Here is a 17,486-nt window from a genome sequence, read left to right as displayed (position 1 = left end):
GGTGCAACCCAAGTCGCAGTCTCTGCGCACAGGAGCCCCGGACTCCATTCCTCCGGAGCCCCGAAATGACGGCGTCAGCCGTCCGCCCCTCCCACCGTTCTGGTCGGGAGGGGCATCATTTTGGCCCTCCCAAGTCGCTTCGCTCGCTCGCCCCGGTTGCGTCTCTTTCATGCGCCGGTGATGCTGGCGGCGAACTCGTGGAGGACGGCGTTCACTTGCAGGAAGCCTTGGGACGACGGGACCCAGTCGAGCCAGGGCGCGCGGTTGGACTTTGCCAGGCCCATGGGGGCGGGCTGGATGCGGATGTTCCCGCCGGCGGCGGCTTCGAAGAGTTTCACGGCGCGGGGCATGTGGGTGCCGTGGGTGACGAGGACGATGTGGTTGATCTGGTCGGCGCGCAGCAGGGCCACGGTGCGCAGCGCGTTTTCGCGGGTGTCGCGGGAGGTGTCCTCGATCCACTTCAGCGGGCGGCCGAATTCCTGGGAGGCGATGCGGGCGCCGATCTGGGCTTCGGTCTGGCTGTCGGGGAGGGCGCCCCAGCCCACGCCGCCGCTCATGGCCATCGGGATGCCCGTCTCGCGGTTCAGCCACACGCCGTAGCGCAGCCGCTCGAGGGACCAGGGCTTCAGGTTGGCCACGCCGTACTCGGGGGCGAGGGCCTCGGCGCCGCCGCCCAGGACCACGATGGCGACGGGCTTGCGTGCGCGGGCCTCGTCCTTGAGTTCGGCGATGTCGGAGAGGGACAGCGGCTTCGGCGGCTTCAGCGCGACGGTGGTCAGCAACTGGGCCGTGCCCACGCAGGAGCCGAGCCAGAGCCCGATCACGCTCACGATGACGACGAACCACCCGAGGCCGCGGCGGGGCAGGATCAGCCGCGCGCCGATCAGGACCAGCAGGAGCAGCGGCACCGGTGGCAGCAGCAGTGCGCCGGCGATGGGTTTCCAGGACTCGATGCCGAGCAGGGTCAGCAGGCCGTTCATGCGGTGGCTTTCTTCGGGGTGGGGGGCACGTTCCGGATGCGGATTGTGGGCCACGCCGGGGTCACTGCCCGGGGCGCCGGGCGTGATTTATTGCCGGGCCGCGCGGCGGCCCGGTGACCAAGTGTCAGCGCGAGCGCGCTTCGAAGATGGCGGCCGTGGTGTTCACCGCGTGCGTGGCGACCTGGCTCAGGTTCGCGGCGACGACGTCGAGCGGGTAAGTGCCCGAGACCACGCCGCCATAGGCCAGTTCGACGCCGACGACGTCGGGGGCCAGCCCCTCGATGGCCGCGACCAGGGCCTCGCCGAAGGACGGCAGGTCTTCGTCGTCATAGAGCGTCTCGGCCTCGTAGCTGACGCGGTAGGCGAAGGCGGCGGTCTCGGTCTGTTCGATGTCGATGCGGACGATCATGGCGGTGGGGCGTGGTGCGGGCGTCTTCGGAAAGTCGGCATTGTCCCCCGGAACCCTCTCAGCAGGCGAGGCGGTGGCGTTCGCGATAGATGACTTCGCGGGCGCGCGCGAGGGCGTGGGTCAGCGCGGCTTCCGGTGACGGCCAGCGGTGGCCGCACGCGATGCTGTCGTCGCGGTAGGCGACGGGGCCGGAGCCGTTCGGCCCGGTCATGCGGCTGACCACCACCGCGGCGATGTAGCCGTCGCCACAGGGGCCCTCCACGGCGCCTGCGTAGATGCGGTAGTCGCCTTCGGTTCGTTCGTCGAAATGCATGGTTTGTCTCCTCGCGCCTGCTCACTGCTGCAGACCATGGCGCCATCTTCGTGGGCGACGTGCGGGGGCGCCATCCACCGGAAGGGCGTGACACCCATGAGAGGGGACCAGCCGTTTCGAAATGCTGTCAGCCTGCGAGGGCGACCCGGTCCCGGCCTTCGTCCTTCGCCACGTAGAGTGCGTGGTCGGCGCGTTCGAGGGTGTCCGCCCAGTCCTCGTCGTCGGGCGCGAGGCTGCTCACGCCGATGCTCACGGTGACGACCACGCCGTCGCCCGTGGGGACCGACGACGTGGCTGCGCGCAGCCGTTCGGCCACGGCCATGGCGACGGCCGGGGGCGTTTCGGGCAGCAGCACGCAGAACTCCTCGCCCCCCAGGCGGCCGAGCAGGTCCTGCCCCCGCAGCAGCTTCATCCACCGCTCGGCGCAGGTCTTGAGCACGCGGTCACCCACGGCATGGCCGTGGCGGTCGTTGATGAGCTTGAAATGGTCGATGTCGAGCGCCAGCAGCGTCATCGGACGGTCGAAGCGTTTCGCGCGCAGGAACTCGCGTTCGGCGACGCCGCTGAAGGCCCGCCGGTTGCAGGTGCCCGTGAGTTCGTCGGTGGTGGCCAGGCGCTGCAGGTCCCGCTCGGCCTGCCGCAGCGCACGCTGCGAGCGGTGCAGGAACGCGGTGAACGCGATCACGGCGAGCGTGATCAGCGCCGATGTGCCGACCACCGCGCGCAGGCGCACGTTGTAGGGTTCCATGACTTCGGCGAGGCCGCGCGAGACGACCACGGTGACGGGCACGTTGTCGAGCCGTTCGTAGGTGCCGAACCGGGCGATGCCGTCGGTCATCATGCCGTTGCTGGTGAACGTGCCGTTGTCGTGGGCCTCGACGTCGTCCGCGAAGTTCTGCACGCTGCGCACGTCGCGGCCGAGGAAACGGGGATCGAACGGTGTGCGCGAGAGCAGCACGCCGTCGCGCCGCACCAGACTGATGGTGCCGGCCGGCTGGTAGCGCAGGCGGTCGTGGATCTCGAACAGGCGGTCGAGCTGCACGGCGCAGGTGACGAGGGCGAAGCGGCCGGCCGGCTGCTCGAGCCGCCACGACACCGGGATGGACCACTCGCCGGTCACGCGGCTCTGCACCGGCTTGCCCACGAACACGGCGCGGGGAGAGCGCACGCCGTCGTGCGCCTGGGCGTAGTCGCGGTCGCTCACGTTCGTCGGCTCGCGGCCCGGGACCCAGGGGAGCGTGTAGAGGTTGCCGTCGCGGTCGACGATGCGCAGGTCGATGAGCCCGCGTGACGAGCGGCTCATCTCGGCCACCAGCGCGGTGAATGCGGGGTCGGTCAGCGGGTCGATGTCGGGGTGTGCGCGCAGCCACAGGTCGAGCGTGCGCAGGTCGGTCTCGATGGCCCGGAACAGGCCTTCGGCGTGCTGGGCCACGGCGGTGTTGACGAGCCGCACGTCGCGGGACGCCTGGTCGAGCAGGCGGGTGCGCTGGACCGAGAAGAAGACGATCAACGCCACCCAGAGGGCGGTGAGCAGAGCGCCCACCATGAGGATCAGACCGAACCGCTGAGCAGCGTCGGCGACGCGTCCGACGCGTGCCATGTGAAGCATGAAAAACTCGCTAACCAACGACTGGGTAGGCAAATTTTACGATCTGCCTTCCCGGTGCGCCGGTGGGACAGCCCGCCCGAACGCGGGGGGGCGGCTGTCAACAATGCACGCTTCTCAGGCCGGGGCGGCGGCCAGCCGGGCGTCGTCGCGCCGCGCCTCGCGGATCGGCAGGTGCACGAAGGCCGCGCCCACGGCCAGCACGATGTCGGCGTACCACATCCAGTCATAGCTGCCGGTCCACTCGAACGACTTGCCGCCCAGGTACGCGCCGAGGAATCCGCCGATCTGGTGGGCCAGCATCACGATGCCGAACAGCGTGGCCATGCGCGCCGGACCGAACATCTTCGCGACGAGCCCGGCCGTGGGCGGCACGGTGGACAGGTAGGTCACGCCGATGACCGCGGCGAAGACCAGCATCGTCGCCTCGGTCTTCGGGGCCAGCAGGAACACGAGCACCGCGAGGCCGCGGGTCGCGTAGAGCAGCGACAGCAGCGACTTCATGCGCCAGCGGCCACCCTGGAACGACACCGCCCAGCCCATCGCGAGGCTGCCCACGATGTTGAAGAGCCCGATGGTACCGAGCGCCCACGCGCCCACCTGGGGCGGCAGCTGGCACGCGGCCACCACGCCGGGCAGGTGGGTCGCGATGAAGGCGACGTGGAAGCCGCACACGAAGAAGCCCAGGCACAGCAGCACGTAGCTGCGGTTCGTGGCGGCGCGGCGCAGCACGGCGCCGAGCGGCTCCGCAGCGGCGGCGGGTGTGGTGGTCGCGGCCGGGACGGGTGCGGTGGAGGCGCCGCGCAGCACCCAGGCCGCCGGCAGCGCGAACAGCGTGATGAGACCCAGCGCCTGCAGCGCGGTGATCCAGCCTGCGGCCGCCGAGATGCCGGCGGCGAGCGGTGCGAAGACGAACTGGCCGAACGACCCACCCGCGTTGACGATGCCGGTGGCCATGCCGCGGCGCTCCGCGGGCACGAGCCGCATCGTCGCGCCCATCAGCACCGCGGGTCCGGCCATGCCGGATCCGCCCGCGGCCATCACGCCGATGGCGAGGATGAGGCCGAGCGTGGTGGTCATCATCGGCACGAGCACGGTGCCCACCGCGAGCAGCACGATGCCGGCGGCCAGCACGCGGCCGGCGCCGAACCGGTCGGCGGCCATGCCCGCGAAGGGCTGGGTGAGGCCCCACCACAGCTGGCCGAAGGCGAAGGCGAGGCTGATGTTCGCGAGGCCCAGCCCGGTGGACGTGTTGAGCGGCCCGAGGAACAGGCCCATCGACTGGCGCGCGCCCATCGTCAGTGAAAACGTGCCGGCCGCGGCCAGCAGCACGAGGCCCGTCGCGACGGCGCGGGCGCGGGAGGTGTCATTCATCGGGCGGTCCTTCGGGTGGGGTGCCCAGGATGTCCAGGCATTCGTCGATCAGCGCGTGGAGGCGCACGACACGGGCGGTGCCCAGCGTCTCGTTCAGGGACAGCTGCGCGTGTTTCCAGGCCTTGCGGGCTTCGGTGCGTTTCTCGCGCCCGGCGGCCGTGGCGACGACGAGGCGGCTGCGCGCGTTTTCACCCGGCCCCTGCTCCACGAGCCCGGCGGCGATCAGCGGCTGCAGGTTGCGGGTCAGGGTGGACGGTTCGATGCGCATCTGCGCGGCGAGGTCCGACGGACGCACCGGCCCGAGCGCCACCACGTGCGACAGCAGCGAGTACTGCGTGGTCTTGAGCCCGCTCGCGATCACCTCGGCGTCGTAGAGGCGGCTGACCTGGCGCGTGAGCTGGCGCAGCTTGAGGTTCGTGCAGCCGGTGGGCAGCGTGGCGGCGGGCGCGGCGGAGGTGCGAGCGGTGCGTGGCATGTTGGAATTGTAGTTGCAACATTTGCAGCTGCAAGTGTTTAGAATCCGCGAAACCGATCGACCCGATGGAGAGCCTCATGACCGCCGACACCGCGACCCCCGATCCCGAGACCGTCCTCGCCCAGTGGCGCGCCGAGGAAGAAGCCGTGCGCGCGCGCCTGAGCCGACCCGGCGTGTGCCATCCGAGCGAGCTCGCGGGCCGCACCGGCATGCAGTTCTTCGACGGCATCAGCTCGGGCGAACTGCCGTACCCGCACATCGGCGACACGCTGTCGTTCCTGCCGCTGCGGATCGAACCCGGCCACGCCATCTTCCAGGGGCGCCCCCAGCGCGCCCACTACAACCCGCTCGGCACGGTGCACGGCGGCTGGTTCGCCACGCTGCTCGACTCGTGCGTGGCCTGCGCGGTGCATTCGATGCTGCCTGCGGGCCGCGTCTACACCACGGTGGAGCTGAAGATCAACATCGTGCGCGCGCTGACCGACAAGGTGCCGCTGGTGCGCGCCGAGGGCCGTGTCATCCACATGGGCCGCAGCATGGGCACGGCCGAGGGCCGGCTCGTGGGCCATGACGGCAAGCTGTACGCCCACGCGTCCACCACGTGTTTCATCATGGACGCGCCCACGGCCGCCTGAAGCCCGAGCGCGGGACACGGGACGTGGCGTGCGGGATACTGCCGCATCCCATCCGCATCCGCTTTCACGACCCGAGCCCTCCGATGAAGTACCTGCACACCATGGTCCGCGTGACCGACCTCGACGCCTCGCTCGCCTTCTACCGCGATGCGCTCGGGATGACGGAAGTCCGCCGCTCCGAACACGAGGCCGGCCGCTTCACGCTCGTCTACCTCGCCGCGCCGAACGACGAGGCCGGCCCGTTCCAGCCCCAGGTCGAGCTGACCTTCAACTGGGACCCCGAGGTCTACACCGGCGGCCGCAACTTCGGTCACCTGGCGTTCGCGGTGCCCGACATCTACGCTGCCTGCCAGCGCCTGCAGGACCACGGCGTGACCGTGCTGCGCCCGCCGCGCGACGGCCGCATGGCCTTCGTGCGCTCGCCCGATGACATCTCGGTCGAACTGCTGCAGGATGGTCCGGCGCTGGCCCCGGCCGAGCCCTGGGCGTCGATGAAGAACACGGGCGTCTGGTAACGGACAGGTCACCGCGCTGTCATGAGGGCTTCGGACACTGTCGGTCGCCGAACCGGCATGTCCTCCACCGCCCTCCATGACCACCGAATCGAACCGCCGCCGCTTTCTCCGCAACGTCACCCTGGGCTCGGTGGCCGTGGGGGGCGTGCTGCCGCTGGCGGCCTGCGGCAGCGACGATGACACACCGGCGCCCGAGGCGCCGAAGGTCTCGTACCAGCACGGCGTGGCCAGCGGCGACCCGCAGTCCGACCGCGTGATCCTGTGGACGCGCGTGACCCCCGCCGCCGATGGCGAGGTGCCCGTGTCCTGGGAAGTGGCGAGCGACGCGCAGTTCGCCACCATCGTGAAGTCGGGCAGCACCACGACGAACGCCGCGCGCGACTACACCGTCAAGGTCGACGTCACCGGCCTCGCCGCGGCCACCCGCTACCACTACCGCTTCGCGGTGGGCGCCCAGCGCTCGCCCGCGGGTTCGACGAAGACGCTGCCCACCGGCAACGTCGACACCGTGCGCCTCGCGGTGTTCTCGTGCTCGAATTACCCGGCCGGCTACTTCAACGTGTACGCCGACGCCGCCTTGCGCAACGACCTCGACGCGTCGGTGCACCTCGGCGACTACATCTACGAATACGGCGTGGGCGGCTACGCGTCCGACACCGCGGCCACGCTGGGCCGCCTCTCGGTGCCGCCCACCGAGACCATCCAGCTCGCCGACTACCGCCGTCGCTACGCGCAGTACCGCACCGACGCGGACCTGCAGGCGCTGCACGCCGCGATGCCGATGATCGCGGTGTGGGACGACCACGAGATCGCCAACGACACGTGGAAGAACGGCGCCGAGAACCACACCGAAGGCACCGAGGGCAAGTTCGCCGACCGCCGCGCCGCCGCCATCCAGGCGTACCACGAGTGGATGCCCACGCGCCTGCCCGACGCGGCCCGCCCGGAAAAGATCTACCGCTCGTTCGACTTCGGCAACCTGCTGTCGCTGCACATGCTCGACACGCGCAACATCGGGCGCGACCAGCAGGTGGACGTCACCGCGTACCTGCAGGGCCTGGCCCACGACCCGGCGCGCCAGCTGCTGGGCGCCGAGCAGAACACGTGGCTCGCGACGCAGCTGCAGACCTCGAAGGGGCAGTGGCAGGTGCTGGGCCAGCAGGTGCTGATGTCGCGCATGTCGATCCCCGCGTCCGTCGCGCAGGACCCGGGCGTGGCCACGATGACGGCCTACCTCACCGCGCTGCAGACGCCTGCCGGCGCGCGCACGCCGGAGCAGGCCGCGCTCGTCGCGCAGCCGAAGATCCCGTACAACCTCGACGCGTGGGACGGCTACCCCGCGGCCCGCGACGCCGTGCTGGCCGCCGTGAAGGCGAACGACCGCAACCTCGTGGTGCTGGCCGGCGACACACACAACGCGTGGGCGAGCGACCTGACGGATTCGACGGGCCAGGTGGTGGGCGTGGAGTTCGCGACGTCGTCGGTGTCGTCCCCGGGCTTCGAGGTGTACCTGCCGACGGTGCCGCCGGCCCAGCTGGGCGGCGCGTTCCCGATGCTGATCGATGACCTCGTGTATGCCGACACGAGCCGCCGCGGCTACCTCGTGCTCAAGGCCACGGCCCAGGAGGTGCGGGCCGACTTCGTGTTCGTGAACACGATCGCCAGCCACACCTACCAGGCCGTCGTGGGCCAGTCGCTGCGCACGCTGCCGGGCGCCGGCAACCGCAAGGTGGTGCCGGTCGCCTGAGGGCGTTCAGGCCCGCAGGCGCGACGCCTCGCGGGCCAGCTCGGTGATGCGGCCCCAGTCCTTGCGGGCGATGACGTCGGCGGGTGTGAGCCACGAGCCCCCGCACACGGGCACGTTGGGCAGGGCGAGGAAGTCGGGCGCGGTCTGCAGCGTGATGCCGCCCGTGGGGCAGAACATCACGTCGGCGAACGGGCCCGCGAGCGACTTGAGCAGCGGGATGCCGCCCACGGCCGTGGCCGGGAACAGCTTGAGGAACGAGTAGCCGTCGCGGTTCGCGGCCATCACCTCGCTGCCGGTGGCCACGCCGGGCAGCAGCGGCAGGTCGAGCTCGCGGCAGGCGTTGCCGATCTCGCTCAGGTAGCCCGGGCTCACGGCGAAGCGGCAGCCCGCGTTTTTCGCGGCCTGCGCGTCGGTCACGCTGCGCACGGTGCCGGCGCCCACGATGGCGTCGGGCACCGCCTTCGCGATGGCCTCCATGCAGCGCAGCGCGACGCTCGTGCGCAGCGTCACCTCCAGCACGCGCACGCCGCCGGCCACCAGGGCCTCTGCGAGCGGCACCGCGTCTTCCAGGCGGTCGATCACGATCACCGGGATCACGGGGCCGTGGCCCACGAGGTCGAGCGGCTGCAGTCCTTCGTCGTCGTTCAAAGCCATGTGACGGCTCCTTCTTCCGCGGTGCGGACGTTGCGGCGCATGCCGCCGAAGAGCTCGCGGCCGAGGCCGTGGGCGTTGTTCTCGACGGCGTCGTCCGAGATGTGCTCGATCGTGCGCGCGGCCCAGGTCGCGTCGTCGACCAGCGCGTTCAACGTGCCGTTGACGGCGTCGAGGCGGATCAGGTCGCCCGTGCGCACCTTGCCGAGCGGGCCGTCGGCCAGCACCTCGGGGCTCACGTGGATGGCCGCGGGCACCTTGCCCGAGGCGCCACTCATGCGGCCGTCGGTCACCAGCGCCACCTTGAAGCCCTTGCCCTGCAGCACGCCGAGGGGCGGCGTGAGCTTGTGCAGCTCGGGCATGCCGTTGGCACGGGGGCCCTGGAAGCGCACGACCGCGACGAAGTCGTGTTCGAGTTCGCCGGCCTTGAACGCCGCGAGCAGTTCGTCCTGGCCGTTGAACACGCGGGCCGGCGCTTCGATGACGTGGTTCGCCACCGGCACGGCCGACACCTTGATGACCGAGCGGCCGAGGTTGCCGGTGAGCAGCTTCAGGCCACCGGTGTCGCTGAACGGGGCGGCGGCCGTGCGCACGACGGTGTCGTCGCCGCTGTCGGCCGGCAGGTCGCGCCACACGACCTGGTGGCCCTCGCGGTGCGGCGCCTGGCCGTAGTCGCGCAGCGTGTTGCCGCGCGAGACGGTGGCGACGTCGCCGAACATGTGGCCGCTGTCGATCAGCTCGCGGATCACGAAGCCCGGGCCGCCGGCCGACTGGAACTGATTCACGTCGGCGCTGCCGTTCGGGTACACGCGGGCGAGCAGCGGCACGTGGTGCGACAGTTCGGAGAAGTCGGTCCAGTCGATGAGGATGCCCGCGGCGCGGGCCACGGCCACCCAGTGGATCAGGTGGTTGGTGGAGCCGCCGGTGGCCAGCAGCGCCACCATCGCGTTGACGATGACCCGTTCGTCGACCAGCCGGCCGATGGGGGTGAAGCGGCCCTTCGGCGTGATGGACAGCACGTGGCGCACGGCCTCGCGCGTGAGGTCTTCGCGCAGGTCCGCGTGTGGGTGCACGAAGGCGGCACCCGGCACGTGCAGGCCCATGGCCTCCAGCAGCATCTGGTTGCTGTTGGCCGTGCCATAGAAGGTACAGGTGCCGGCGCCGTGGTATGCGGCCGATTCGGCGGCGAGCAGCTCCTCGCGGCCCACGAGGCCCTGGGCGAACTGCTCGCGCACCTTGGCCTTGTCGCTGTTGGAGAGGCCCGTGCCCATGGGGCCGGCCGGCACGAAGACGCAGGGCAGGTGGCCGAAGTGCAGTGCGCCGATCAGCAGGCCCGGCACGATCTTGTCGCACACGCCGAGCAGCAGCGCGGCGTCGAACACGTCGTGGGTGAGGGCGATGGCGGTGCCCATCGCGATGTTGTCGCGCGAGAAGAGGCTCAGCTCCATGCCGGGCAGGCCCTGGGTGACCCCGTCGCACATCGCGGGCACGCCACCGGCCACCTGGACGGTGGCGCCCTGGCGGTGGGCCTCGTCGCGGATGATGGCGGGGAAGCCTTCGTACGGCTGGTGGGCCGAGAGCATGTCGTTGTAGGCCGTGACCACGCCGATGTGCGGTGCGCGTTCGGCGACGATGCGCAGCTTGTCGTTGGCCGGCAGCGCGGCGAAGGCGTGGGCCACGTTGGCGCAACCCATGCGGTCGCTGCCACGGGGGCGTTGGATGGCCGCATCGACCCGGCGGAGGTAGGCGGTGCGGGTGGCAGCGCTGCGCTCCTGGATCCGGTGGGCGACGTCGAGCAGGATTTGTTTCATGCGGAGACCGGAAGTGAAGGGCCTCGTGGGCCCCATGCGCGCATTATCCGGCGGCGGACGTCACTCTGCACGCCGCGGCGACGGCGCCGCGGCCGTGGTGGTGGGCGGCAGCGGGCCCTCGGCCGCCTGGCGTGCCCGCTTGAGCAGCGCGGCGCATTCCATGTCGTGCCCATCGTCGGAGCCCGGGTCCAGCAGCGGGATCACCGCGGCGACGGGGTGCACGAGGCCCAGCAGCACGGCCAGCGCGGCCTTGCGGGCGAGCGGGGCCTTCTCGAGCGAGACGGCCGGGTCGCTGAACGTGCCCCTGACGTGCACGGGCGTGCGCAGCGTGAGCGGGCTGAAGTCCTTCGGCGAGACCACGGCGCGCAGGTCCAGCTTCTCCTCGCGCAGCGACACCGAGCCGTCCACCCACACGTTGGAGTCGGTGGTCTCCACCACCATCGCCCGCGGCTTGAAGACACCCTTGTCGGCCTGCAGGTCGACGAGGGCACACTGCACCGGCAGGTCCCGGTCGCCCCGGATCACGAAGCCGAGCGCCTGGGCCACGTCGATGCCCGCGGCCTCGATCGCGAGCTGGGACACCTTGCCGTCGCGCAGCGAGGTGCGCACCGACCCGTCGAGCGTCGACAGGATCTCGGCGGTGGACTTGCCCTGGCCCTTGAGCTGCGCGCGGCCCACGAGGCGGCCGGCCACGTAGGGCGGTGCGTCGTTCGCACGCTCCTGGGCGATCCAGCGTTCGAGGCGCACGTTGTTCCAGCGCAGGTCGGTGCGCCACAGCGCCACCTGGCCCGACCCGTCGAGCGAGACGTCGCCCCGCAACGTGCCGTCGGCGGTGCGGGCGACGATGTCGTCGAGGCGCAGCACGCCGTCGCGCAGCGTGAGGTGCGTCTGCAGCGGGCTCAGCGGACGGGCGAAGATGGCGCCGAGGTCGGCGTTCTCGAACTTCATCAGCACGTTGGCGTTCATGGCGCGCAGCGAGGGCAGGTCGAACTCGCGGTCGGGCAGCACCTTCGGCCCCGGCGTCTCGGGCTTGGCCCCCGGGGCCGGCGCGGGCTCGGCGCCGATGGACGGCGCGAGGTCGACCAGCATCAGGCGCGAGCCCCGCACCTCGCCGGACAGCATCGGCACGGCGCCGCGCGGGTCGAACGTCAGCGCGGCCGTGAGGTGGCTCGTGCCCACGGTGGCCTTGTCGGCGACGAAGCGCCACACCTCGCCCTGCTTGACGATGCGGCCGCGCATGTCGAACGCGCCGGTGGTGGGCAGGGTCACGCCCAGCGGTTCGCCCACGGCGCCCAGCGACGGACCGGTCACGCGGAACGTGCCGCTCATGCCGCCGAGGCGCAGCACGTCGGACACCGTGCCCTTGAAGTGCAGCGCCGCGCGGCCCGCCTTCAGGTCGAGTTCGACCGGCGTGGGCGGGGCGTCGTTGGGGGAGGCCAGCAGCGGCATCGCGCCGGCGGCGGTGAGCTTCGCCTTCACCGCGGCGTTGCCGTAGGTGCCCTGGGCCGAGCCGAGCAGGCCCGAGACCGTGTTGTCGGCGAGCGTGCCCTCGTTGAGCTGGACGTCGCCGGTGATGTCGGCGCGCAGCGGCACGTCCTTGTACGTGAGGTGGCCATCGCGCACCGTGAGTTCGCGGATCGTCGGCAGCTGCAGCGGGTCTTCTTCGTCCGCTGGCGGGGGCGGGGCGTTCGGGTCGCCGAACTGCCACGAGGCTCGTCCGTCCTTCAGTCGTTCGGCATGGACGGTGAGGTGGTCGGCATGGAGCAGGGCGATGTCGAGCGGCTGGCCTTCGCGCGCACGCCACAGCGCCGCGTACGAGAGCCGCATGCGCGCGCCTTCCGCGTGCAGGAAATAGGGCTTCTGGCTCCAGACGGGCGCGCCGATCTGCAGCAGCGGCACCTGCACCTTGAGGCCGCCGAAGAAGCGCACGGTGGCGCCCTCCGTGGAGGTGGAGTCGTCGGCCGCCCGCAGCAGCACCTCGCGCTTCAGTGTGTCGGACAGCGCACGTTCGACCGGCTTCGCGAGGAAGGGCCAGCCCGCCACCTCGCAGGCCACGACCGCGAGCACGAGCACGCCGAACACCCCAGCCGTCCAGCGCAGGGCACGGCCGCCACGCGAGGTGGGGCGCGACGGCGGGGGCGGGGCGGTGGTGTCGGGTGTGGGCATCGGGTCTCCGTGAGGGCACGTGCGGCGCGAGCCGCAGCATGTCCACACGGTAGGCCGATGCCCGGCGTGGCCCTATCGGTGGCGACCGGCAAGCCGCGTGAGGCTTGTCCTACGCATCCGGACCCCGGAGATCACTCGACGCGCAGCTCGACGCGGCGGGCTTCCTGGGCGTCCGCACCACCGGTGGTCAGCGCCGGCTTGTTCAGCTTGATCTGGCTGCCGGACACGCCGTTGGCCTCCAGCGCGTGCTGGACGGCCTGGGCGCGGCGCTTGGCCAGGTCTTCGTTGCTGGCGGCATTGCCGCTGGCATCGTGGAACCCCGAGACCGACACGACCGCGGCCGCGTTGGCGCGGGCCGCGGTGGACACGCGGGACAGCACCTCGGCGGCTTCCGGCGGCAGCTGGTCCTGGCCCACCTGGAAGTAGATGCGTTCGACGCCGTCGGTGGTGCCCGCCGTGGCGGCAGCGGCCGGCGCGGTGGGCGCTGCCGCCGGGTGCGGCCGTGCCTTCCACGCGCCCAGCGCGATGACGGAGGCCACGATGGCGGCCACGATCAGGCCGACGAGGCCCAGTGCAAACTTCTGCTCAGGATTTTCCTGATCACTCATTTCCGGCTCCCCTGTGGATGATTTTTCATTCTAGAGTGTGAACCCATGCATCCCGTGGCTCCGTTGCGTCCGTTACCTGCCCATCGCCACCCCGAGCACCTGCTGAAGCTCGCGCGCGAAGCCTGGGGCGGGCAGACCGACCTGTGGGTCTTCGGCTACGCCTCGCTCATCTGGCGCCCCGAGTTCGAATCGGTGGAACACCGCGACGCGCGGGTGCACGGCTGGCACCGGGCCCTCGAGATGGCCTCGCGCATCAACCGCGGCACGCCCGAATGCCCGGGCCTCGTGTTCGCGCTGGTGCCGGGCGGTTCGTGCCGCGGCGTGGTGTACCGCATCGCCCGCGAGCGTGTCGACGCCGAATTGCCGCGCCTGTGGGAGCGCGAGATGCCCAACAGCGTGTACGACCCGCGCTGGCTGATGTGCCACACGCGCGAGGGGCCCGTGAAGGCGCTCGCGTTCACGCTCAGCCGCGCGAGCCCGAACTACACCGGCACGATGGAGGAGACGCGGCTGGTGGACACCCTGCGCAACGCCTGCGGCCGCTACGGCACCACGCTGGCCTACCTTCTGGAGACGGCGCGCTGCCTGCACAGCCGCGGCATCCGTGACCGCGGCATCGAGCGCCTGGTGGCGCTGGCGCGGGCGCATGCCCTCACGGACTGATCAGACCGAGTTCTGGAACGGCGACATCGCGTACGTGGCCCGCACGTGCGACAGGTCGTCCACCGTGTCGATGTCGAGCAGCACGCCCGGGTCGTCGACCTCGATCTCCTTGCAGGGGTAGCGGGCGACGAGCCGCCGAGCCCCTTCGTCGCCCGTGAGGCGCACGAGTTCGGAGTACAGCTCGGCCGAGAACCCGACCGGATGGCCCCGCTTGCCCTGGTGTTGTGCATAGGCCACCGGGTGGTGGTCCAGCACCCGGGCCACCGAGCGCAGCGTGGACGGCTGCACGAGGGGCATGTCGGCGGGCAGGATCAGCCAGCCCGAGGCATCGGAGCGTGCCGCGACCCCGGCCGCGATGGAGTACCCCATGCCCAGCCCCTGGCTGGCGGCGCTGCCGGCGGCCGGCAGCAGCACGATGTCCCGCGTGGCGACGTGGTGGCTCGCGAGTTCGGCGAACGGCTCGGTGGTGACGACCAGCACGGGCAGTTCGGCGGCCAGCGCGTTGACGAGCGTGGTCGCGAGCACGCTGGACGTGCCGACGAGCTGTGTCAACTTGTGCTGGATGCCCTGGAAGCGGCTTCCTCTTCCCGCCGCCAGGACGATCACCGCTGGCCGCGATTTCATTCGGCCACCTCTCTGAGTTCATGCGGCCCGTCCCCGATCGGCGGGCCATCTGGCTCCCAGAATGGTCCGTTTGGGCCGTTCGAACCAGTGGGGGCATTACTTAAGGCATTGTCCCGAGAGGAAATGCGTCGAGTTGGACAGGGTCGTGCCGACATGGGTTTTCCTATACTGCACCCATGACCGACATCGCCGCCCTCCGAAAGAGCTACGAACGCGCCGAACTCGACGAGAACGCGTCGTCCCCCGACCCGCTCGGCCAGTTCGGGCAGTGGTTCCAGCAGGCCCTCGACGGGCAACTGCCCGAACCCAACGCGATGACGCTGGCCACGGTGGGCCCGAACGGACGCCCGTCCACCCGCATTGTCCTCATCAAGGGTTACGACGTGCGCGGCCTCGTGTGGTTCACGAACTACCAGAGCCGCAAGGGCCGCGAACTCGAGGCCGATTCGTTCGCCGCGCTGCAGTTCCATTGGGTCGAACTGGAGCGGGTGGTGCGCATCGAGGGGGTGGTCGAGAAGGTGAGTGCGGAAGAGAGCGACGCGTACTACCAGTCGCGCCCCCTCGACAGCCGCCTCGGCGCCTGGGCCTCGCCGCAGAGCGAGGTGATCGCGTCGCGCGCCGTGCTGGTGGCCAACGCGGCCAAGGCCGCCGCGAAGTTCGCGCTGAACCCGCCACGGCCGCCGCACTGGGGCGGTTACCGCCTGGTGCCCGACCGCTGGGAGTTCTGGCAGGGCCGGCCCTCGCGCCTGCACGACCGCCTGCGCTACCGGCTCGACGGCGGCACGTGGGTGCGTGAACGGCTCGCGCCGTGACACGCACCCCGGCCCGGTGACCCCGGCCCGCGTCAGAAGTTGACGCGCACGCCCGCCTTCACGGCACGGCCCGCCAGCGGGGCCAGCCCGCGGATCGTGTCGATGCTCGACGCGCTGTACGCGAGCTTGTCACCCACGTTGGTCACCTTCAGGAACGCCACGCCGTCGTTGCCATCGGCCGGGCCGAACGTGAACCGGCGGCTGAGCGAGAGGTTCACGAGGCCGTAGCCCGCGGTCTCGCGGTCGGTCGACGGCACCTTCGTCTGCCGTGCGGCCGCATCGAGCTCGGCGCGTGCGGTCCACAGTGCATAGCCGGCGTCGAGGCCCAGCGTCGCGCGCAGCGGGGCGATGCGCGGCAGCGCCTCGCCGCTGTCGAGGTTCTTGCCGCGCGTCATGTCCACCTTGCCGTTGGCATCGAGCGTCCATGCGCCGTCGAGCAGGCGGTGTCCGCCTTCCAGCTCGAAGCCGTACAGCCGTGCGCGCACCGCGCGGAACTGGTACTCGGGGAAGCTCTCGGTCTGGCCGTCCTCCACGATGTCGATGGTGTCACCGGTCGCGTCGAGCGAGATGAAGCGCGAGAAGTGCGTGGCGTACGCGCCCATGCGCAGGTGGTTGCGGCCGTCCTTCCACGCGAGCGCGACGTCGAGGTTCGTGCCCTTCTCCGCACCGAGGTTCGGGTCGCCCCGTTCGTAGGTGCCGGTGGCCGCGTGCACGCCGTTGGCGTACAGCTCGAACGATGTGGGCGCACGTTCGGTGTAGCTCAGCGCGCCCGTCATCGACCAGGCCTTGTCGAACTTGTAGACGTTCGACAGCGACGCGCTCGCGAGCGAGAACGAACGTTTCGCGGGCGGGCCGAACTTCGGGTCGGCGCCGTCCGCGTCGCCCTCGGACTCCACGGTCACGTGGTCGGCCCGCACACCGCCCTGCAGCGTGCCGCCGGCCCACGACAGTTCCTCGAGCGCGAACAGTGCCTGCTTGCGCGTGTGGGTGCTCGGCACGAAGGCTTCCTCGCCCAGGGCCGAGAAGTCCACGTCCTCGGCCTGCAGGCCCACCACGCCGCGGAACGGGCCGAGCGGTGCGTGCTCGGCTTCCAGGCGCAGTTCGTTGCCCTTCGTCTTGAACGTGGTGCCGACCTCGCCGCTGCCCTCGATCTCCTGGTGCTCGTAGTCGGTGTGGTTCACCTGCGCGCGCAGCGCCTTCACCACGCCCAGGTCGCGCAGCTCGCCGGCGAAACCGACGTGGTCGCGCTTCATCTTGATGGTCACGTCGGGTTCGGCGACCACGCCGTACTTGCTGTCGTACGTGTCGACCGACAGGCCGGCATAGCCCTGGTCGAAGAACAGCGAGCCGCCCACCGCGCCGCCCTTCGAGCGGCTCGCGGAGTTGCGCACCCGCTTCGTCTCGTCGAGCACGTCGCCGCCCTCGACGGGGCGGTAGGTGGGCACGCGCAGGTCGTCGGTGTCGCGGCCGAACACGTCGGCGTGCAGCGCGAACTTGCCGTTGCCGGCCTCGACGAGCGCACCGCCGCCGCGTTCGTTCTCGGCACCGCCGACACGGGCCTCGGCCGAGCCCGACACACCTTCCACGGGCTGCTTCGGGATGCGGTTGTCGATGGTGTTCACGGCACCGCCGATGGCGTTGCCGCCGTACAGCAGCGCAGCCGGGCCGCGCAGCACCTCGATGCGGTCGACCACGAGCGGGTCGATGGGCACGGCGTGGTCGTAGCTGAGCGTGGACGCGTCGAGCGAGGCACCGCCGTTGCCCATCACCTTCACGCGTTCGCTGTCGAGGCCGCGGATCACGGGGCGGCTCGCGTTGGGGCCGAAGTAGGTGGAGGACACGCCGGGCAGGCCGTTCAGGGTCTCGCCGATCGTGCTGGCGCGTCGCAGCACGAGGGCATCGCCGCCGAGCACCGTGGTGGGGGCGGCGACGTCGGCGTTGCCGAGCGGGTTGCCGGTGATGACGACCGGGGCGAGGGTGGTGGAGGCGGGTGTGGCCGGGGCCGGCTCGGCGGTCTGGGCGTGGGCGGATGCGGCGAACGCCAGCGCGAGCGCGCCGGCCAGCGCCGTGGGGCGCGGGAAGGAAAGGGAGGACATC

17 protein-coding genes are annotated in these 17,486 nt (G+C 71.1%); 5 read left to right on the top strand and 12 right to left on the bottom strand.

Going from position 1 to position 17,486, the window contains the following annotated elements:
* Positions 1–167: 167 nt before the first annotated feature.
* From A4W93_RS19835 to A4W93_RS19810, 6 genes are all read right to left on the bottom strand, one after another.
* Positions 168–980, bottom strand: a complete 813-nt coding sequence (locus tag A4W93_RS19835) for a YdcF family protein (protein ID WP_085752251.1) — start codon at positions 978–980, stop codon at positions 168–170.
* Between the two features lie 124 nt (positions 981–1,104).
* Positions 1,105–1,389, bottom strand: a complete 285-nt coding sequence (locus A4W93_RS19830; RefSeq protein ID WP_085752250.1) for a hypothetical protein — start codon at positions 1,387–1,389, stop codon at positions 1,105–1,107.
* 58 nt (positions 1,390–1,447) lie between these two features.
* Entirely contained in the window at positions 1,448–1,702 is a 255-nt protein-coding gene (locus tag A4W93_RS19825; protein ID WP_085752249.1) for a hypothetical protein, read from the bottom strand.
* A gap of 127 nt (positions 1,703–1,829) precedes the next feature.
* Positions 1,830–3,302, bottom strand: coding sequence for a sensor domain-containing diguanylate cyclase (locus A4W93_RS19820; RefSeq protein ID WP_157782197.1), 1,473 nt, complete (start codon positions 3,300–3,302; stop codon positions 1,830–1,832).
* A gap of 123 nt (positions 3,303–3,425) precedes the next feature.
* Positions 3,426–4,682 carry an MFS transporter gene (locus tag A4W93_RS19815; protein WP_085752247.1) on the bottom strand — a complete coding sequence of 419 codons (1,257 nt, stop codon included), beginning with the start codon at positions 4,680–4,682 and terminating at the stop codon, positions 3,426–3,428.
* Positions 4,675–5,157, bottom strand: coding sequence for a MarR family winged helix-turn-helix transcriptional regulator (locus A4W93_RS19810; RefSeq protein WP_085752246.1), 483 nt, complete (start codon positions 5,155–5,157; stop codon positions 4,675–4,677). The genes A4W93_RS19815 and A4W93_RS19810 overlap by 8 nt, the downstream gene beginning before the upstream one ends.
* Before the next feature lie 77 nt (positions 5,158–5,234).
* Between A4W93_RS19810 and A4W93_RS19805 the strand changes: the two genes are divergently transcribed.
* The 3 genes from A4W93_RS19805 (at position 5,235) to A4W93_RS19795 (ending at position 8,054) form a co-directional block, all read left to right on the top strand.
* On the top strand, positions 5,235–5,792 hold the full coding sequence (locus A4W93_RS19805; protein ID WP_085754246.1) for a PaaI family thioesterase: 558 nt from the start codon (positions 5,235–5,237) through the stop codon (positions 5,790–5,792).
* Between the two features lie 83 nt (positions 5,793–5,875).
* Positions 5,876–6,307, top strand: coding sequence for a VOC family protein (locus A4W93_RS19800; RefSeq protein ID WP_085752245.1), 432 nt, complete (start codon positions 5,876–5,878; stop codon positions 6,305–6,307).
* A 76-nt stretch (positions 6,308–6,383) separates the two neighbouring features.
* Positions 6,384–8,054 (top strand): alkaline phosphatase D family protein, encoded by a 1,671-nt coding sequence (locus A4W93_RS19795; protein WP_085752244.1) that lies wholly within the window; start codon positions 6,384–6,386, stop codon positions 8,052–8,054.
* Between the two features lie 6 nt (positions 8,055–8,060).
* On the opposite strand, the gene eda is transcribed toward A4W93_RS19795, so the two are convergent.
* From eda to A4W93_RS19775, 4 genes are all read right to left on the bottom strand, one after another.
* Entirely contained in the window at positions 8,061–8,708 is a 648-nt protein-coding gene (eda, locus tag A4W93_RS19790; protein ID WP_085752243.1) for a bifunctional 4-hydroxy-2-oxoglutarate aldolase/2-dehydro-3-deoxy-phosphogluconate aldolase, read from the bottom strand.
* Complete coding sequence (edd, locus tag A4W93_RS19785) at positions 8,699–10,516, bottom strand: phosphogluconate dehydratase (RefSeq protein WP_085752242.1); 1,818 nt, start codon at positions 10,514–10,516, stop codon at positions 8,699–8,701. Before edd ends, eda begins: the two co-directional genes overlap by 10 nt.
* Positions 10,517–10,576: 60 nt before the next feature.
* Entirely contained in the window at positions 10,577–12,682 is a 2,106-nt protein-coding gene (locus A4W93_RS19780; RefSeq protein ID WP_085752241.1) for an AsmA family protein, read from the bottom strand.
* A 131-nt stretch (positions 12,683–12,813) separates the two neighbouring features.
* The gene (locus tag A4W93_RS19775) at positions 12,814–13,290 is read right to left on the bottom strand and encodes an OmpA family protein (RefSeq protein WP_085752240.1); all 477 of its coding nucleotides are present in this window, start codon (positions 13,288–13,290) and stop codon (positions 12,814–12,816) included.
* A 45-nt stretch (positions 13,291–13,335) separates the two neighbouring features.
* Between A4W93_RS19775 and A4W93_RS19770 the strand changes: the two genes are divergently transcribed.
* Positions 13,336–13,953, top strand: coding sequence for a gamma-glutamylcyclotransferase (locus tag A4W93_RS19770; RefSeq protein ID WP_085752239.1), 618 nt, complete (start codon positions 13,336–13,338; stop codon positions 13,951–13,953).
* Here the strand turns inward: A4W93_RS19770 and A4W93_RS19765 are convergent, their stop codons facing one another.
* Entirely contained in the window at positions 13,954–14,577 is a 624-nt protein-coding gene (locus A4W93_RS19765) for a nucleotidyltransferase family protein (protein ID WP_085752238.1), read from the bottom strand.
* A 176-nt stretch (positions 14,578–14,753) separates the two neighbouring features.
* On the opposite strand from A4W93_RS19765, the gene pdxH reads away from it, so the two are divergent.
* Positions 14,754–15,389 (top strand): pyridoxamine 5'-phosphate oxidase, encoded by a 636-nt coding sequence (gene pdxH, locus A4W93_RS19760; protein ID WP_085752237.1) that lies wholly within the window; start codon positions 14,754–14,756, stop codon positions 15,387–15,389.
* 32 nt (positions 15,390–15,421) lie between these two features.
* Here the strand turns inward: pdxH and A4W93_RS19755 are convergent, their stop codons facing one another.
* On the bottom strand, positions 15,422–17,485 hold the full coding sequence (locus tag A4W93_RS19755) for a TonB-dependent receptor (RefSeq protein WP_085752236.1): 2,064 nt from the start codon (positions 17,483–17,485) through the stop codon (positions 15,422–15,424).
* Between the last annotated feature and the right edge of the window lies 1 nt (position 17,486).

This window comes from Piscinibacter gummiphilus (assembly GCF_002116905.1).
GTDB lineage: Bacteria > Pseudomonadota > Gammaproteobacteria > Burkholderiales > Burkholderiaceae_C > Rhizobacter > Rhizobacter gummiphilus.
This window is presented reverse-complemented; position numbering and strand designations above follow the sequence as displayed.